Origin of the sequence: Tabrizicola sp. (assembly GCF_041913445.1) — a bacterium.
Classification (GTDB): Bacteria; Pseudomonadota; Alphaproteobacteria; order Rhodobacterales; family Rhodobacteraceae; genus Tabrizicola.
Genome location: NZ_JAYSFG010000004.1, coordinates 159,730 through 175,829, shown reverse-complemented (window position 1 = coordinate 175,829; position 16,100 = coordinate 159,730). Strand labels below are relative to the sequence as shown.

17 protein-coding genes and 1 tRNA gene are annotated in these 16,100 nt (G+C 66.6%); 8 read left to right on the top strand and 10 right to left on the bottom strand.

The window, feature by feature from the left end:
- Positions 1–60: 60 nt before the first annotated feature.
- On the bottom strand, positions 61–1,212 hold the full coding sequence (gene carA / locus ACE3Q6_RS06880; protein ID WP_374430040.1) for a glutamine-hydrolyzing carbamoyl-phosphate synthase small subunit: 1,152 nt from the start codon (positions 1,210–1,212) through the stop codon (positions 61–63).
- A gap of 179 nt (positions 1,213–1,391) precedes the next feature.
- Here carA and ACE3Q6_RS06875 point away from each other — a divergent pair, with 179 nt between their 5' ends.
- Together ACE3Q6_RS06875 and ACE3Q6_RS06870 are read left to right on the top strand one after the other, a co-directional pair.
- Positions 1,392–1,850 carry a GatB/YqeY domain-containing protein gene (locus ACE3Q6_RS06875; protein ID WP_374430037.1) on the top strand — a complete coding sequence of 153 codons (459 nt, stop codon included), beginning with the start codon at positions 1,392–1,394 and terminating at the stop codon, positions 1,848–1,850.
- A complete protein-coding gene (locus ACE3Q6_RS06870; protein WP_374430035.1) occupies positions 1,851–2,201 on the top strand; it encodes a hypothetical protein in 351 nt (116 codons plus the stop codon).
- A 6-nt stretch (positions 2,202–2,207) separates the two neighbouring features.
- Here the strand turns inward: ACE3Q6_RS06870 and ACE3Q6_RS06865 are convergent, their stop codons facing one another.
- Positions 2,208–2,693, bottom strand: coding sequence for a DUF2244 domain-containing protein (locus ACE3Q6_RS06865; protein WP_374430033.1), 486 nt, complete (start codon positions 2,691–2,693; stop codon positions 2,208–2,210).
- A 104-nt stretch (positions 2,694–2,797) separates the two neighbouring features.
- Here ACE3Q6_RS06865 and ACE3Q6_RS06860 point away from each other — a divergent pair, with 104 nt between their 5' ends.
- Positions 2,798–3,481 carry a gamma-glutamylcyclotransferase gene (locus ACE3Q6_RS06860; RefSeq protein WP_374430031.1) on the top strand — a complete coding sequence of 228 codons (684 nt, stop codon included), beginning with the start codon at positions 2,798–2,800 and terminating at the stop codon, positions 3,479–3,481.
- Here ACE3Q6_RS06860 and ACE3Q6_RS06855 read toward each other — a convergent pair.
- The 4 genes from ACE3Q6_RS06855 to lipB form a co-directional block, all read right to left on the bottom strand.
- Positions 3,478–4,425, bottom strand: a complete 948-nt coding sequence (locus tag ACE3Q6_RS06855; protein ID WP_374430027.1) for an alpha/beta hydrolase — start codon at positions 4,423–4,425, stop codon at positions 3,478–3,480. The genes ACE3Q6_RS06860 and ACE3Q6_RS06855 overlap by 4 nt on opposite strands.
- A 69-nt stretch (positions 4,426–4,494) precedes the next feature.
- Entirely contained in the window at positions 4,495–6,174 is a 1,680-nt protein-coding gene (gene ctaD / locus ACE3Q6_RS06850; RefSeq protein WP_374430025.1) for a cytochrome c oxidase subunit I, read from the bottom strand.
- A gap of 204 nt (positions 6,175–6,378) precedes the next feature.
- The gene (locus tag ACE3Q6_RS06845; protein WP_374430023.1) at positions 6,379–6,789 is read right to left on the bottom strand and encodes a cytochrome C; all 411 of its coding nucleotides are present in this window, start codon (positions 6,787–6,789) and stop codon (positions 6,379–6,381) included.
- A gap of 101 nt (positions 6,790–6,890) precedes the next feature.
- Positions 6,891–7,556, bottom strand: a complete 666-nt coding sequence (lipB, locus tag ACE3Q6_RS06840; protein WP_374430413.1) for a lipoyl(octanoyl) transferase LipB — start codon at positions 7,554–7,556, stop codon at positions 6,891–6,893.
- 142 nt (positions 7,557–7,698) lie between these two features.
- Here lipB and ACE3Q6_RS06835 point away from each other — a divergent pair.
- The 5 genes from ACE3Q6_RS06835 (at position 7,699) to ACE3Q6_RS06815 (ending at position 12,528) form a co-directional block, all read left to right on the top strand.
- Positions 7,699–7,785: transfer RNA gene (locus ACE3Q6_RS06835), tRNA-Leu, on the top strand.
- A 283-nt stretch (positions 7,786–8,068) separates the two neighbouring features.
- The gene (locus ACE3Q6_RS06830) at positions 8,069–9,169 is read left to right on the top strand and encodes an ABC transporter ATP-binding protein (protein ID WP_374430022.1); all 1,101 of its coding nucleotides are present in this window, start codon (positions 8,069–8,071) and stop codon (positions 9,167–9,169) included.
- Between the two features lie 51 nt (positions 9,170–9,220).
- Positions 9,221–10,291 carry an ABC transporter substrate-binding protein gene (locus ACE3Q6_RS06825; RefSeq protein ID WP_374430020.1) on the top strand — a complete coding sequence of 357 codons (1,071 nt, stop codon included), beginning with the start codon at positions 9,221–9,223 and terminating at the stop codon, positions 10,289–10,291.
- A 55-nt stretch (positions 10,292–10,346) separates the two neighbouring features.
- Complete coding sequence (locus ACE3Q6_RS06820) at positions 10,347–11,585, top strand: ABC transporter permease (protein ID WP_374430018.1); 1,239 nt, start codon at positions 10,347–10,349, stop codon at positions 11,583–11,585.
- A gap of 4 nt (positions 11,586–11,589) precedes the next feature.
- Positions 11,590–12,528: an ABC transporter permease gene (locus ACE3Q6_RS06815; RefSeq protein ID WP_374430015.1), complete on the top strand. Its 939-nt coding sequence runs from the start codon at positions 11,590–11,592 to the stop codon at positions 12,526–12,528.
- A 161-nt stretch (positions 12,529–12,689) separates the two neighbouring features.
- Here ACE3Q6_RS06815 and ACE3Q6_RS06810 read toward each other — a convergent pair whose 3' ends face one another.
- The 4 genes from ACE3Q6_RS06810 to ACE3Q6_RS06795 all read right to left on the bottom strand — a co-directional run.
- Positions 12,690–13,628, bottom strand: coding sequence for an AEC family transporter (locus ACE3Q6_RS06810; protein WP_374430013.1), 939 nt, complete (start codon positions 13,626–13,628; stop codon positions 12,690–12,692).
- The gene (locus ACE3Q6_RS06805; RefSeq protein ID WP_374430011.1) at positions 13,625–14,428 is read right to left on the bottom strand and encodes an MBL fold metallo-hydrolase; all 804 of its coding nucleotides are present in this window, start codon (positions 14,426–14,428) and stop codon (positions 13,625–13,627) included. The genes ACE3Q6_RS06810 and ACE3Q6_RS06805 overlap by 4 nt, the downstream gene beginning before the upstream one ends.
- Entirely contained in the window at positions 14,428–15,237 is an 810-nt protein-coding gene (locus tag ACE3Q6_RS06800; protein ID WP_374430009.1) for a TatD family hydrolase, read from the bottom strand. Before ACE3Q6_RS06800 ends, ACE3Q6_RS06805 begins: the two co-directional genes overlap by 1 nt.
- Before the next feature lie 5 nt (positions 15,238–15,242).
- Positions 15,243–16,100: DNA polymerase III subunit delta' (locus ACE3Q6_RS06795; protein WP_374430006.1), on the bottom strand; the 858-nt coding region annotated here is incomplete at its 5' end.

Here is a 16,100-nt window from a genome sequence, read left to right as displayed (position 1 = left end):
CCGTTCCCCCATTCCACGCTCAACCTTGCGCGCGGCGGGTTAACAGGCGGTTAACGCCCTTCAGGCACGCCGAGCCTGCATCGCTTCGGCAAAACGTTCGAAGAGGTAGAAGCTGTCCTGGGGGCCGGGCGAGGCTTCGGGGTGGTACTGGACCGAGTAGATGGGCTTGCCGTCCACCGCGATGCCGCAGTTCGTGCCGTCGAAGAGGCTGACATGCGTCTCGCTCACGCCCTTGGGCAGGGTGTCGGCGTCCACGGTGAAGCCGTGGTTCATCGAGGTGATCTCGACCTTGCCGGTGGTCAGGTCCTTCACCGGATGGTTCGCGCCGTGGTGGCCGTGGTTCATCTTGCGGGTCTTGGCGCCGAGGGCCAGGGCCAGCATCTGGTGGCCGAGGCAGATGCCGAACAAGGGCAGGTCCTTCTGCAGCACGCTCTGGATCATCGGGACGGCATAGGCGCCGGTCGCGGCCGGGTCGCCGGGACCGTTCGAGAGGAACACGCCCTCGGGATTGTGGGCGAGGACCTCTTCGGCGGTGGCATTTGCCGGCAGGACGGTCACTTCGCAGCCCACGGAAGCCAGGCAGCGCAGGATGTTGCGCTTGGCGCCGTAGTCGATGGCGACGACCTTGAAGCCCGGGCCCTCGCGGCGGGTATAGCCTTCGGGCCAGGCCCAACGCTTCTCGTCCCAGCGGTAGCTTTGCGCGCAGGTCACGTCCTTGGCGAGGTCGAGGCCGACGAGGCCCTTCCAGGCGCGGGCTTTGGCGACGAGCTTCTCGATGTCGAACTTGCCCTCGGGGTCATGCGCCAAGGTCACATGCGGCGCGCCCTGCTGGCGGATCGCCCGGGTCAGGCGGCGGGTGTCGATGCCCCCGATGCCGATCTTCCCGATCTTCTGGAGCCACGAGGTGAGCTCCCCGGTCGCGCGCCAGTTCGAGGGTTCGGTCGGGTCCCATTTCACCACCATGCCGGCGGCGGCGGGGGTGGCGGTCTCGTCATCCTCAACCGTGACGCCGGTGTTGCCGATATGAGGGAAAGTGAAGGTCACGACCTGGCCCGCGTAGGAGGGGTCGGTCATGATTTCCTGGTAGCCGGTCATGGCGGTGTTGAACACAAGCTCGGCCACCGTTTCGCCCGTGGCACCGAAGCCGTGACCGTAGAAGAGGGTGCCGTCGGCAAGTGCGAGGCAGGCGGTTGGCTTCTGCGGCGCAGGCATGGGCGACTCTCCTATCGGTAAATTGCGCGGAAACTAAGGGGAGGGGGCCGCAGGGTCAAGGCCCGGCGCGAAAAGGTTTTCCTCGCATTTTCAGAGGCTTGGCAAAATCCACCGTGGTTGCGGTCAGGGGCGGTTCGGGGTAGACTCCCGATCCGGGGAAACTATCGGAAAGACTTCACATGCTTTTGCGCGACCGTCTGCAGACGGCCCTCAAGGAGGCCATGAAGGCCAAGGAGGCCGACCGCCTGTCCACGCTGCGCCTGATCAACGCCGCCATCAAGGACCGCGAGATTGCGGTCAGGGGCGACAGCGACGCGGGCGAGGTCGGCGAGGCCGAGATCCTGCAGATCATGGGCAAGATGGTGAAGCAGCGCCAGGAATCGGCCCGCGCGTACGAGGAAGGCGGGCGGCTTGAGCTGGCCGAGAAGGAACTGGCGGAAATCGGGGTGATCCAGGAGTTCCTGCCGCGTCAGATGGACCAGGCCGAGATCACGGCGGCGGTCGACGCGGCGGTGGCCGAGACGGGGGCCGCAAGCATCCGCGACGTGGGCAAGGTGATGGCGGCCTTGAAGGCCCGCTACACCGGCCAGATGGATTTCGGTGCGGTGGGCGCGCTGGTGAAGGCACGGCTCGGCTAGATGCTGGCGGCGGTCGCGCTGGCCTTCGACATGACCTCGGTCCTGGCGCTGATGTATCCGGGGCGGGAGAGGGTGGAGATCCTGGGCCAGGACGGCGTGACCTATGTCTACGCCTGCAAGCCCGGCCCGGCGGGAGAGACGCCCGCAGCGCAGGCTGCAAAAGCGCAAGCAGCCTTCGAGGAGAACGCCACGAAGTTCGGTGAGGCCTTTGCGGCGGAGCTGATGCAGGGCATCGAGGCGGGGGCCCCGACGCTGGGCATGGCGCTGGACATGACCCGCAAGACCGATGGCTGGGCGGGGGCCATCACCGCGCATCTGGAGAAGACTTACGGCTGCGCGCTCTTGGGTTGATCGCGTTCAGCGCAAGGCGTGGATGCGGGATTGCAGGTCGGCGCGCAAGGCGATGCGCTCCTCTTCCGACAGGAAGGCGCCCAGTTCCACCTCGCGCCCGTCGCCCTTCAGCGTCAGGTAGTTCGGGACCGGCCCGCCGGTTTCGTGCAGCCTGGCCTGGACCCAGTAGGGGTTCGCCTCCCAGTCCTGGCGGCGGCCCCTGGGGCCGTGGCGGACGAGCGTGATGCGATCCCGGGAAAGGCGCAAGTCCTCGACGATGTCGCGGTCGCGGCCGTTCTTGCGCAGCGCGAACCAGATCGCCCAGATCGTGCCGAGCAGGAAGGGGAGAAGCGCCCAGAGGACCGGGCTGCCCAGGATGCCGACCAGCGGCACGGCGATGAGTGCGGCGGTGGCGCCGATGAACCAGACGAAGCCGCGCTGGTTCAGCGACCGGTGCGGCCAGAGATGCAGGCGGACCTCGCCGCCCTCGGGGGGAAGCCATTCGTAGGGCATGGGGCGTTTGTAATTTCGCGGGCGGGAAAGGGAAGACCCTGCGGCAGCTTGTCAGGTGGGAGAGGCGGTGCAATCCTTGCGCATCGGATCGTGCGGGGGGCGGGATGGCGGGTCGGGTCATGGCCTTGGGGCCGCAGCATGTGGCCAAGGTCGCGCGGGTGGTGGAACGGAAACCCCACCAGGTCAGCTACCGTCCCTTGTCTGACGCAGAGTTCAAGGCTGTCGCCCAAGGCTTCCTGGACCAGCTGAAGGATGCTCCACTTTGGGTCTTCGCCTATGGCTCCCTCATCTGGAAGCCCGAGTTCGATCATGTCGAGGCACGGCGGGGCAGGGTGCACGGCTGGCGGCGGTCCTTCTGCCTGAACATCACCTCCTGGCGCGGCACGGACGAGGTGCCGGGGCTGATGCTGGCGCTTGACCGGGGAGGGGCATGCGCCGGTGTTGTCTACCGGATGCCAGAGGATGACCTGCAGGCGCGGCTTCTGCGGATGCTCTACCGCGAGATTGCCTATCACGAGGACCTGCCCTGGTTGCGGTGGGTGACAGTGCGGACGGCCGAGGGGCCGGTGCGGGCCCTGGCTTTCTACTGCGCCCCCGCCTCGCATCCCGACCTGGTGCGCTTGCCGCTGGAGGAGCAGGCAGGGCGTTTGGCGCGGGCTGCGGGCTACGTGGGCAGCTGCGCCGAATACCTGTACAACACCGTCAGCCACCTGGAGGCTTTGGGCATCCGCGACCGCTACCTCTGGGACCTGCAGGCCCGCGTGGCGGCCGAGATCGACAGCCTTTAGCCCTTCACCTGCGTGAGGAAGTCCCGGAAGGCCTTGCCATAGGCCGCCGGGTCTTCGGCATGGGAGCCGAGGTGGTCCGCCCCGGTCCAGAGGGTCACGGTCGGGGCGGTCCGTGCGGCGGCGAGGGCCTGCGAGGGGCCGATCGGCACGATGCGGTCAGCGCTGCCGTGGGCGAGGAAGAGGGGGCCGGGGAAGGCTGCGTAGGTGTCGGCGACTTCGGCCTCGGCGATGGGGACGGGGGCCTTGAACGGGATGATCTGCCTGGCGGTCCAGGCGATCAGGCCGGGAAGGGGCTTTCCACTCTGCGCCGCCAGATGGTCGATCACCGCGCCGAAGCTGATCGCGGGGCTGTCCAGAGCGATGGCGCTGACGCGGGCGGCAAGCGGGCTTTGCTTCAGGAACTGCCCAAGGATCGCGCCGCCCATCGATTCGGCGACGACGAGCACGCGGTCCGCCTCGGCCGGGGCCATGCGAGCGACGGCGGGTTCAAGGTCGGGCCATTCGGTCAGGCCGAATCCGTAGGTGCCATCGGCCGAGGCGGGCGCGCCGGGGTCGTTGCGGTAGCCGATCAGCAGGACGGACCAGCCCGCCTCGTGCAGGAGCTGCAGCGCCCGGTAGCCGTCCTCGCGCGCGCCGGCGATGCCGTGGACATAGATCGCGCGACCGGCCTCGGGTCCTGCGGCGGGGACCAGCCAGGCCTCGGTCGGGCCGAGCGGGGTGTCGAGGGTGACGGTCTCGAAGGGCAGGGACAGCGCCACCATCGGGTCGCCGCGGTAGCCAAGCGCCAGCGGGTCCTTGGGCGGCTCGGCCGTGGCCAGCGCGGTCGAGATCGCCCCCACCTTCAACAGACCCGCTGCGGCATGGGCCAGGAAATAGCCCGTTATGCCGACATAGCCCAGCAGGGCCACGGCCACGATCACCAGGACGAAGAAGACCGCGCGCATTGGATATCCCTTGAAACGGAAAAGGCCCCGGGCATTTGCAGCCCGGGGCCCTTGGATCACGTCAGGCGCTTAGTGCGCGTGGCTGCGGTCCCAGTCGGACTGCTTCGGCAGCTGCTCGAACGTGTGCTCGGGCGGCGGCGAGGGCAGGGTCCATTCCAGGGTGTCGGCGTATTCGTTCCAGTAGTTGTTCTCGGTCACGCGACGGCCCCACATCAGGGTGTAGAACACGATCCCGATGAAGAAGACGAAGGACGCGAACGAGATGAAGGCACCGACCGAGGAGAACCAGTTCCAGTAGGCGAAGGCCTCCGGGTAGTCGATGTAGCGGCGGGGCATCCCCTGGCGGCCCAGGAAGTGCTGCGGGAAGAAGGTCAGGTTGGACCCGATGAACATCATCCAGAAGTGCAGCTTGCCCGCCCATTCCGGGTACTGCCGGCCCGACATCTTGCCGATCCAGAAGTAGATCCCGGCGAAGATCCCGAACACGGCGCCCAAGCTCATCACGTAGTGGAAGTGCGCCACGACGTAGTAGGTGTCATGGTAGGCACGGTCCACCGGGGCCTGGGACAGGACGATCCCGGTCACGCCGCCTACGGTGAAGAGGAAGAGGAAGCCGAAGGCCCAGAGCATCGGGGTCTTGAACTCCACCGACCCGCCCCAGATCGTCGCGATCCAGGAGAAGATCTTCACGCCCGTGGGCACCGCGATGACCATCGTCGCCAGCATGAAGTAGGACTGCTGGGTCAGGGACATGCCGGCGGTGTACATGTGGTGCGCCCAGACGACGAAGCCGAGCACGCCGATCGCCACCATCGCGTAGACCATCGGGAGGTATCCGAAGATCGGCTTGCGGGCGAAGGTCGCGATGACCTGGGAGATGATCCCGAAGGCCGGGATGATGATGATGTAGACTTCCGGGTGGCCGAAGAACCACAGGATGTGCTGGTAGAGGACCGGGTCACCGCCGCCCGAGGGCGAGAAGAAGGTGGTCCCGAAGTTGCGGTCCGTCAGCAGCATGGTGATGGCGCCAGCCAGCACGGGCAGGGCCAGCAGGATCAGCCAGGCGGTCACGAAGATCGACCAGCCGAAGAGCGGCACCTTGTGCAGCGTCATGCCCGGGGCGCGCATGTTCAGGAAGGTCGTGATCATGTTGATCGCGCCCAGGATCGACGAGGCACCCGACAGGTGGACGGCGAAGATCGCCAGGTCCATCGCATAGCCGCCCTCGGCCGTGGTGGTCAGCGGCGGGTAGAGAACCCAGCCCACGCCCGAGCCGGTGCCCAGATCGCCACCGCCGCCCGGCGCCAGCATCGAGGCCACGCCCAGCGAGGTCCCGGCGACGTAGAGCCAGTAGGACAGGTTGTTCATGCGCGGGAAGGCCATGTCCGGCGCGCCGATCTGCAGCGGCATGAAATAGTTGCCGAAACCGCCGAAGAGCGCCGGGATGACGACGAAGAACATCATCAGGACGCCGTGATAGGTGATCATCACGTTCCAAAGGTGCCCGTTCGGGGTGCAGAGCTCGCCCGAGGCGATGAACCGCGCGCCTTCCTGGCACATGTACTGGACACCCGGCTCCATCAGTTCGAGCCGCATGTAGACAGTGAAGATCACCGAGATCAGGCCGACGAGACCGCCGGTGAAAAGGTAGAGGATCCCGATGTCCTTGTGGTTGGTCGACATGAACCAGCGGGTGAAGAACCCGGGTCGATGATGTTCGTCATGGCCGTGAATGGCTGCGTCCGCCATAGGCGTCCTCCGCTTTCGTCGTTCTTACATGCCCGTTCACGAGCTTGTAAGCCCGCCCGGTTCCCTTGTGATCCCGTCTTTAGCCCCGCGAGGCCCGCCTCGCAATGCATGACTTTGCCGCAGGGGACAGAAATCTTTCCCGAAATGCAAAGGGCGCGGCCCCGCGAAGGGTCGCGCCCAAATCTGGTGTCGAAAGCGGGTTGCCTATTGGGCGACCGAGGCCAGGTAGGCCGCCACGTCCTCGCCGCCCGAGGCCAGCTTGAAGGACATCTTCGACTTGGCAGCATCGTCGCCAAGCGCGGTCTTCAGGTACTCGGCCGGGTTCGCGACATAGGCCGCCAGGCTTGCCTCGTCCCAGACGGCGCCGGTCGCGCCCAGGGCGGCGAGCGAGTCGCCATAGGAGAAGTCGGGGTCGGACGCCACGCCCTTGCCGATGATGCCATAGAGGTTCGGACCGGTGCGGCCGCCCTTCTGGATCTCGGTCCCGTCGGGGGCGACGATGGAGTGGCAGGCCTTGCACTTCTTGAACGTGTCCTCGCCGGCCGCCGGGTCACCCGCGAAGGCGGGGGCGGAAAGGGCGGCGACGGTCAGGCCAAGAAGGATGAACTTCGTCATGGTGTCCTCATGTGTCACGGAGCGCCTTGGGCAGCTCCACGGGCGGAAGATGGGGTCTGGTGCGGCTGATATGCAATAGCAGGATGGCGCTATGCGACAACTTACGCGGCGCAACTGCCCTGAAAACGGCGCGGGAAGGTGGCCATGAGGGCTGCGTCGAGGTCGGCCATCGTGACCGGCAGGCCAAGGTCCACAAGGCTGGTCACCCCATGCTCGCGGATGCCGCAGGGGATGATTCCCTCGAAATGGCTCAGGTCCGGCTCGACGTTGATCGAGATGCCGTGGAAGCTGACCCAGCGGCGCAGCTTGATGCCGATGGCAGCGATCTTGTCCTCGCGCGGGGTGCCGTCGGGGTTGGGCGCCTTGTCAGGCCGCGTGACCCAGACGCCGACGCGGCCGGGGCGAATCTCGCCGCGAACGTTGAACTCGGCCAGGGTGTCGATGACCCATTTCTCCAGCTCACGGACGAAGCAGCGCACATCCTGCCCCCGCGCCTTGACGTCCAGCATGGTATAGATCACCCGCTGGCCCGGCCCGTGATAGGTGTACTGCCCGCCGCGCCCGACGGGGTAGACGGGGAATCGGTCGGGATCGACCAGGTCCGCGGGCTTGGCCGAGGTGCCGGCGGTGTAGAGCGGGGGGTGTTCCAGAAGCCAGATCGCTTCGCCCGCCTCACCGCGCGAGATGGCCTCGGCGCGGGCCTCCATCGCCGCCAGTGTCTCGGGGTAGGGGGCAAGCCCGGGAATATGTGTCCATTCGACCATGATGCGCCTAGCCCTGTGCCTGGAACCTGCCGCTCTATACCCCGTCGGGCCGCCCTGTGCGAGAGCGGGTGGCCGGGGGCGAAAATGCCCCTTTCCTTCCCGCGCGACTGCCGCTAGATAGCGGTCGTCCAAGACCAGACCCCGTGCGGATGTGGCGGAATTGGTAGACGCGCAGCGTTGAGGTCGCTGTTCCTTAACCGGAGTGAAAGTTCGAGTCTTTTCATCCGCACCAGGGTCGGTCGGGACAAAGCCAGAGGGCGCGAGGGAAACCTTCGCGCCCTTCGCTTTTGGCGCTGGACGCTGCCGGAACGCCTCCTTTTCTTGCCGGGATGACAGGCAGAAAGACCGATCTGAGTGCGCTTTTTGAACGTTCTTCCCGTTCCGGCGCAAAGGGGGCCAATCTGGTCGCTTAAGTCCGCTTTGCGAAGGAAAAAGTGCGTTGCAATGGCTGGAACGTTTCGCTTTAGTCGAATCAACAGAAGGCGCTCAGCGCCCAGGACATCAGGGAGACACGGGTGACGCTTGAGCCCCGCAACGACGCTTTCGTCGCGTTTGAGCACGTCCAGAAGAGCTATGACGGTGTCACTCTGGTCGTGAAGGATCTGAACCTTTCCATCGGGAAGGGCGAGTTCCTGACGATGCTCGGACCCTCTGGATCCGGCAAGACGACCTGCCTGATGATGCTCGCGGGCTTCGAGACCGCCACCCATGGCGAGATCCGGCTGGACGGGGTGAACATCAACGAGGTCCCACCGCACAAGCGCGGGATCGGGATGGTGTTCCAGAATTATGCGCTGTTTCCGCACATGACGGTGGGCGAGAACCTCTCGTTCCCGCTGGAAGTCCGCGGCATGGGCAAGTCCGAGCGGGACGCGAAGATCAAGCGCGCGCTGGACATGGTGCAGATGGGGGCCTTCGCGAACCGGCGGCCGGCGCAGCTTTCGGGCGGCCAGCAGCAGCGCATCGCGCTGGCCCGCGCGCTGGTCTTCGATCCCAAGCTCGTCCTGATGGACGAACCGCTCGGCGCGCTGGACAAGCAGTTGCGCGAACACATGCAGTTCGAGATCAAGCACCTGCATGAGAACCTGGGCATCACCGTGGTCTACGTGACCCACGACCAGGGCGAGGCGCTGACCATGTCGGACCGCGTCGCCGTCTTCAACGACGGCCGCATCCAGCAGCTTGCGCCGCCCGCCGACCTTTACGAGCGCCCCGAGAACAGCTTCGTCGCCCAGTTCATCGGCGAGAACAACAAGCTGCCCGGCACCCTGGAAGAGCTCAACGGCGACCGCGCGCTGGTCCGCCTGCCCACGGGCGAGCTGATCGACGCGACGGCGGTGAACGTGAAGGAGAAGGGGCAGAAGACGCTCGTTTCGATCCGCCCCGAGCGGGTGGAGTTCAAGCCCGAGATGATGCCGGCAGGCATCCATACGCTCGACGCCGAAGTGGTCGAGATCATCTACATGGGCGACATCCTGCGCGCGGTCCTGAAGGTCGCGGGCTCGGACGAGTTTGTCATGAAGATGCGCAATACGCTGGGGCAGACCAAGCTGACCCCCGGCCAGAAGATCAAGGTGGGCTGGCATCCCCAGGATGCCCGCGCGCTGGACCCTTGATGCCCGGCCGGGGGGCCCGGCCAAACCGATAACCAGAACAGGGAGACCTCAATGAAGAAGACCCTCATCCTCACCACCGCCCTTGTGGGCTTTGCCGCCGCGGCGCATGCCGACGTGACGGTGATGTCCTGGGGCGGCTCCTACGGCGCGGCCCAGACCGAAGGCCACCTGAAGCCCTTCACCGAAAAGACCGGCATCGCGACCATGATGGTCGACAGCGAGAACCCCGCCACGCCGATCAAGGCAATGGTCGAGGCCGGCAACGTCACCGTCGACGTGGCAAGCCTTGAATATGCCGACGCGATCCGTCTGTGCGACGAGGGCGTTCTGGAGCCGATCGACGTCGCCTCGCTGCCCGCCGGCGCGGACGGCACCCCGGCGGCCGAGGACTTCCTGCCTGGCGCGGTGACCGACTGCGGCGTCTCGACCGACATCTGGGCCACGGTCTTCGCCTATGACACCACGAAGTTCCCGGAAGGCCCGACCACCGCAGCCGACTTCTTCGACCTGGAGAAGTTCCCCGGCAAGCGCGGCCTGCGCAAGGGCGCCAAGGCGGTCCTGGAATTCGCGCTGATGGCTGACGGCGTGGCTCCGGCCGACGTCTACGCGACGCTGGGCACTCCGGAAGGCATCGACCGCGCCTTCGCCAAGCTCGACACCATCAAGTCGGAAGTCGTGTGGTGGGAAGCCGGTGCCCAGGCGCCGCAGATCCTTGCCGACGGCGAAGTGGTCATGACCACCGCCTACAACGGCCGGATCTTCAGCGCCCAGATCGCGGAAGGCAAACCCTTCCAGATCGTCTGGGACGGGCAGATCTACGAGAACGAAATGTACGTGATCCCGAAGGGCGCGCCGAACCTGGAACAGGCGAAGGAATTCATCGCCTATGCCACCTCGACCGAAGGTCTGCGCCAGCAGGCCCAGTGGATCAGCTACGGCCCGGCCCGCAAGTCGGCGCTGATCGAACCGCTGATCTTCAACGACGGCAAGACCGAGATGGCGCCGCACCTGCCGACCCATCCCGACAACATGAAGAACGCGCTGGAATCCAACTGGGAGTTCTGGGTTGACCGGGACGCCGAGCTGAACGAGCGCTTCAACGCCTGGCTCGCCGCCGGCTGATGACATATGGCGCGGGGGGCTGACCCCCGCGCCACCCTTCCTGACCGAGTTGACCATGGCCGAACTTCTGACCACCGCCGATGGACGCCCGCTGGCCGAGGCGCTTGCCCAGGCCCAGTCCAAGGCGCGCCGGAAGGCCTTCTTCCTTGTGGTGCCGCTTCTTCTGTTCGTGCTGCTCAGCTTCGTGCTGCCCATCGGGCAGATGCTGCACCGGTCGATCTACCACGACGGATTTTCCCGCAACGCTCCGGCCATCGCCGCCTGGTTCGACGCGAACCCCGCGGGCACCGAGCCCGACGAGGCCGCCTTCGCGGCTCTTGCCGAGGACTTCAAGGCGATGCAGGCCAACCGCACCGCGGGCGAGGCCGGGACGCGGGTGAACTATGTCCTGCCCGAGACCCGCTCGCTTTTCACCAAGACGGCGCGGAACGCGGACGAACTGGCGCCACCCTACCGCGATGCCTTTCTCGCCATCGACGCGCGCTGGGGCGAGGCGGACCTCTGGGGCGCGATGCGGGGGGCCGCGAGTCCCTACACCACCGATTTCTACATGGCCGCCACCGATTTCGAACGCGGCCCCGACGGAAACCTCGTGCGCGTGGAGGAGAACCGGCAGATCTATGTCTACCTCTTCATCAAGACCTTCCTCTTGTCGGGCCTGATCACGCTGATCTGCCTGCTGATTGGTTTCCCCGTCGCGCATCTGCTGGCGACCCTGCCGATGGCCAAGGCGAACCTTCTGATGATCCTGGTCCTGCTGCCGTTCTGGACCTCGCTTCTGGTGCGGACGACCAGCTGGATGGCGCTGCTGCAGGGGGAGGGCGTCGTCAATGACCTTCTGCTCTGGCTGGGCGCGATTGGCGAGGACGGGCGGTTGCGGATGATCAACAACCAGACCGGCACGATCATCGTGATGACGCATATCCTGCTGCCGTTCATGATCCTGCCGCTCTATTCGGTGATGCGGGTGATCCCGCCCAGCTATGCCCGCGCGGCCCGCAGCCTGGGTGCGACCTCCTGGACGACGTTCCGCCGCATCTACCTGCCGCAGACGCTGCCGGGCATCGGCGCGGGCTCGCTTCTCGTCTTCATCCTGGCCGTCGGCTACTACATCACCCCGGCGCTGGTCGGCGGGGCGGACGGGCAGCTCTTCTCGAACATGATCGCCTTCCACATGGAGAACTCGAACTGGTCGATGGCGGCTGCGCTGTCCGCCATGCTCCTGGTCGGCGTCCTGATCCTTTACTGGCTTTATGACCGGCTGGTCGGCATCGACCGCCTGAAACTCGGGTGACCTGATGGCACTGCCTTCCTACGCCGACCCGCTGGAGCGCCTCTGGCACCGCACCTATCAGGTGATCTGCGCGCTGGTGTTCATCTTCCTGATCGCGCCGATCCTGATCGTCATCCCGCTGTCGTTCAACGTCGAGCCCTATTTCAGCTTCACCGAGAAGATGATCGCGCTGGACCCCGAGGGTTACAGCTTGCGCTGGTATGACACGCTTCTGACCTTCGGGATGCAGGCGCCCGAGGCGCCGCGCGACGGGGCCTGGTTCGCCGACATGTGGGAAAACTCCACCTGGGTGAACGCCGCCAAGAACTCGGTCATCGTGGGCTTCTGGGCGACGATCCTGGCGACGGTCCTGGGAACGCTGGCCGCGCTTGGCCTGTCGCGGCCCGAGATGCCCTATCGCCGGACGATCATGGCGATCCTGATCAGCCCGATGATCGTGCCGATCATCATCATCGCCACGGGGATGTTCTTCTTCTACTCGAACCCCTGCGGGATCATCGGGGTGGAATGCGGGCGGCTGACCTCGACCTACCTGGGCGTGATCCTGGCGCATACGATCCTGGGGATCCCCTTCGTCATCATCACCGTGACGGCGACGCTGTCGGGCTTCGACCAGTCGCTGATCCGGGCGGCCCAATCCCTGGGGGCCAATCCGCGCACGACCTTCTTCAAGGTGATCATGCCGCTGATCCTGCCCGGCGTGATCTCGGGCGCGCTTTTCGCCTTCGTGACCTCGTTCGACGAGGTGGTGGCCGTCCTTTTCATCGCCGGTCCCGACCAGCAGACCATTCCGCGCCAGATGTGGAACGGCATCCGCGAGGCGATCAGCCCGGCGATCCTGGCGGTGGCGACGATCCTCGTCGTGATCTCCATCGCGCTGTTGACGACGGTGGAGCTTCTGCGGCGCCGGTCGGACCGGCTGCGGGGCGTGACGGGGCGCTGAGGGGCGGTCTGCCGTCCTCTTCGGCATCCCGATCCGCACCCTCCGCAAGGTGGGGCGAAGTCAGCGGAAGGTGTGCCGAGCGGAGATTAAGAAATTCCGAACGTCCGCGCGCAAGTGCTTGATTTTCGGAGGTATCAGGGTCTTGTCCACGGTGGACAGGCTCAAGGCAGGATCTGCAGCCAGACCCACACGCTAAGGATGGAGAGCCCGGTCCCGACCAGAACCGTCGAGGCCGCGACCCGCTTGGCGACCCCGTAGAGGTTAGCGAAGACATAGGTGTTCACCCCCGGCGCCATCGCCGCCGTGATCACCGCCGACCGCAGCGCCGCATCGTCCAGACCGAAGACCTGCGTCCCCAGCACCCAGGTGATCCCCGGATGCAGGACCAGCGACACCGCGGACAGCACCGCGATGGCCCGCATGTCCCCCTCGGGCCGGTAGCGGTAGAGAACGCCCCCCAGCCCGAACAGCGCCGTCGGCAGCGCGGCGGCGAGGACCATGTCGATGGCCGACCAGGCGATGGCGGGCAGGGGCAGGCCCGAGAGATTGACCACGAAGCCGCAAAGGATGCCGATGACCAGCGGCTGCGACAGGATCGCCCGTGCGACCTGCCGGGCCAGCGCCCCGGCGGACAGGCCCAGCCCGTGCGAGCGGGCGAGCTCCATCAGGGTGATCCCGAAGGCGTAGAAGACCGGTGCGTGGATCGAGATGATGGCGAAGTTCCCCTCCAGCGCCCCCGGCCCGTATGCTCGCTCGGTGATCGGCACGCCAAGGAGGAGGGAGTTCGAGAAAAGCCCGCAGAAGCCGAAAGCGATGCTGTCGGTGAGGGGCCGACCGAAGAGGTAGCGCCCGGCAAGGAACCCGGCCGCGAAGCCCGAGAAGGCGCCGACATAGAAGCTGACCATCAGCCCGGTGTCATAGGCCCGGCCCAGGTCCAGCCGCGCGATCGAGGCGAAGAGAAGCAAGGGCAGCGCGAAGCCCTGGGCGAAGTGCATCACCCCGTCGACCGAGGCCTCCTTGAATCCCAGCCAGCGCGCCGCGACATAGCCGAATCCGGTCACCAGGAAGACCGGCAGGATGACGTCGAGAAGCAGGCTCACGGCTGGTTGTCGTAGGCGATGGTCATGCCGTCGAAGGCGGGCGTGATGTGGGGGGGAAGCTCGGCCCGCAGAACCTCGTAGTCGAGGTCGATGTGCATGTTGGTGATCACCGCGCGGGCGGGCTTGGCGCGGGCGATCCAGCTGAGCGTCAGGTCCAGATGTGCGTGGGTCGGATGCGGCTTGCGGCGGAGCGCATCGACGATCCAGCAGTCGAGGCCGTCGAGCACCGGCCAGCTTTCGGCGGGGATGTCGACGGCATCTGGCAGGTAGGCCAGGGGACCGATGCGGAAGCCGAGCACGTCCATGCTGCCGTGGTCGGCCCGGAACGGGGTAAGCGTAATCGGGCCGCCGCTTCCTGCGACTGTCACCGGGCCATGAATGGTGTGCAGGTCAAGGATCGGCGGGTAGGGCGAGCCTTCGGGCTGGACGAAGGCATAGCCGAAGCGGGAGAGGAGCGCCTCTTGCGTCGGCGCGTCGGCCCAGACGGGAAGGCGGCTGCCCTGGTTGAAGACGACCTGCCGCAGATCGTCGATCCCGTGCATGTGGTCGGCGTGGGAATGGGTGTAGACGACCCCGTCCAGCGCGCCCACGCCCGCATCCAGAAGTTGGTCGCGCATGTCGGGCGAGGTGTCGATCAGCACGCGGGTCGCGCCCTGGGCGGTCTCGCGGGTGATCAGCATGGAACACCGGCGGCGGCGGTTCTTCGGGTTCGTGGGGTCGCAGTCGCCCCAGATGCCGCCGAGGCGGGGGACCCCGCCCGAAGAGCCGCAGCCAAGGATGGTGAAGGTGAGCCGTGCCATCAGGCGGCCTTTGCAGCGCGGGCCGCGCGCGGGAACAGGCGGTCGAAGTTCGCGGTGGTCCGGGCGGCGAAGGCTTCCAGGCTGAGGCCGAAGACCGGGGCCAGAGCGCGGGCCGTGTGGGCCACGTAGGCCGGTTCATTCCGCTTGCCGCGGAAGGGCGGGGGCGCAAGGTAGGGGCTGTCTGTTTCCAGGATCAGCCGGTCGAGGGGCGCCTTGGCGAAGATGTCGCGGAGGTCCTGGCTTTTGGGGAAGGCCGCGATGCCTGAGATGGAGAGGGTGAAACCCATCTCCAGCGCCGCCTCGGCGAGCCGGGGGCCGGAGGAGAAGCAGTGCATGACGCAGGTGTATTGCTTCCGCTTCATGCCTTCGGACAGGATCGCTTCCATGTCCTGATCCGCGTCCCGGGCGTGAATGATCAGCGGCAGGCCGGTTTCCTGAGCGGCCTCGATATGGATGCGCAGGCTGGTCTGCTGAATGGCCTTCGTGTCGGCGGTGTAGTGGTAGTCGAGTCCGGTCTCGCCGATGCCGACGAACTTCGGATGACGGGCGAGGGCGATGAGGTCCTCGACCGTGACGAGGGGCTCTTCGTGTGCGCTCATCGGGTGGGTGCCGGCGGCGTAGAAGACCTCGGGGTGCGCTTCCGACAGCGCCCGGACCTTGGGTTCGTTCTTCAGCCGCGTGCAGATCGTGACCATCCGGTTGACCCCCGCTGCCTTGGCGCGGGCGATGATCTCGGTCGTTTCCGTGATCAGGTCGGGGAAGTCGAGGTGGCAGTGGCTGTCCACCAGATCGGGAAGGGGGGATGTCATTCGGGCTACCTCAGGGCGAGGCTCCCCGCCGTCTCGTCGACCTTCAGGAGCATATCCATCAGAAGCGCGGCAGGGTCAAGGTTGACAGCCTTGCCCCGCCGCGCGCGGGACGAGAGGTCGGCGGCGAGGTCGGCCCAGGCGCGGGCGGCCTGGGGGTGGGGGGCCAGTCGAGAAAGGAGCTGCGCCTCGTTCGCGGCGGCTTCTGGGACGGTCTGGCCGGTGGCCCCGAAGCGGGCGATGCGGGCCAGAAGCAGGTCGATCAGGGTGACGAGAAGGTCAAAGGTCTCTGCCGCGCCCCGTGCCGCCGCAAGCTCGGACAGGGCCAGCGCTTGCGGGCGGTCGAGGCGGGGGAGGGTGGCGAAGAGGCGGGTGAGGGCGGTGTAAAGTTTCAGGCCGTCGAGGTTCGTCAGGCGGAAGGCCTCGCCCACCGAGCCGCCGGAAAGTTCGGCAAGGGCAGTGCGGTCTTCGGGCGCGATGTCGCCACCGGCCTGGGTCAGGGCGTCGGCGAGGTCCTGCGGGGCAAGCGGCGCGAGGCGCAGCTCGCGACAGCGGGAGCGGATGGTGGGGAGGAGGCGGGCAGGCTGGTGGGCGATCAGGAACAGGGTGACGTTTGGCGGGGGTTCTTCGAGGAGCTTCAGAAGCGCGTTGGCGGCGGCGGGGTTCATCTCGTCCACCGCGTCGATGATCGCGGTACGGCGGCCACCGTCGGCGGCGGTCAGCGCGAAGAAGGACTTCATCTTGCGGACCTCGTCCACCGAGATGACCTGCGACAGCGCCGTCTCCTTGTCGTTCGGGCCGCGGCGGAGGAGGAAGTGGCGCGGTTCGGCCAGCTGGAGGAGGCGTCGGGCGACGGGATCGCTGTC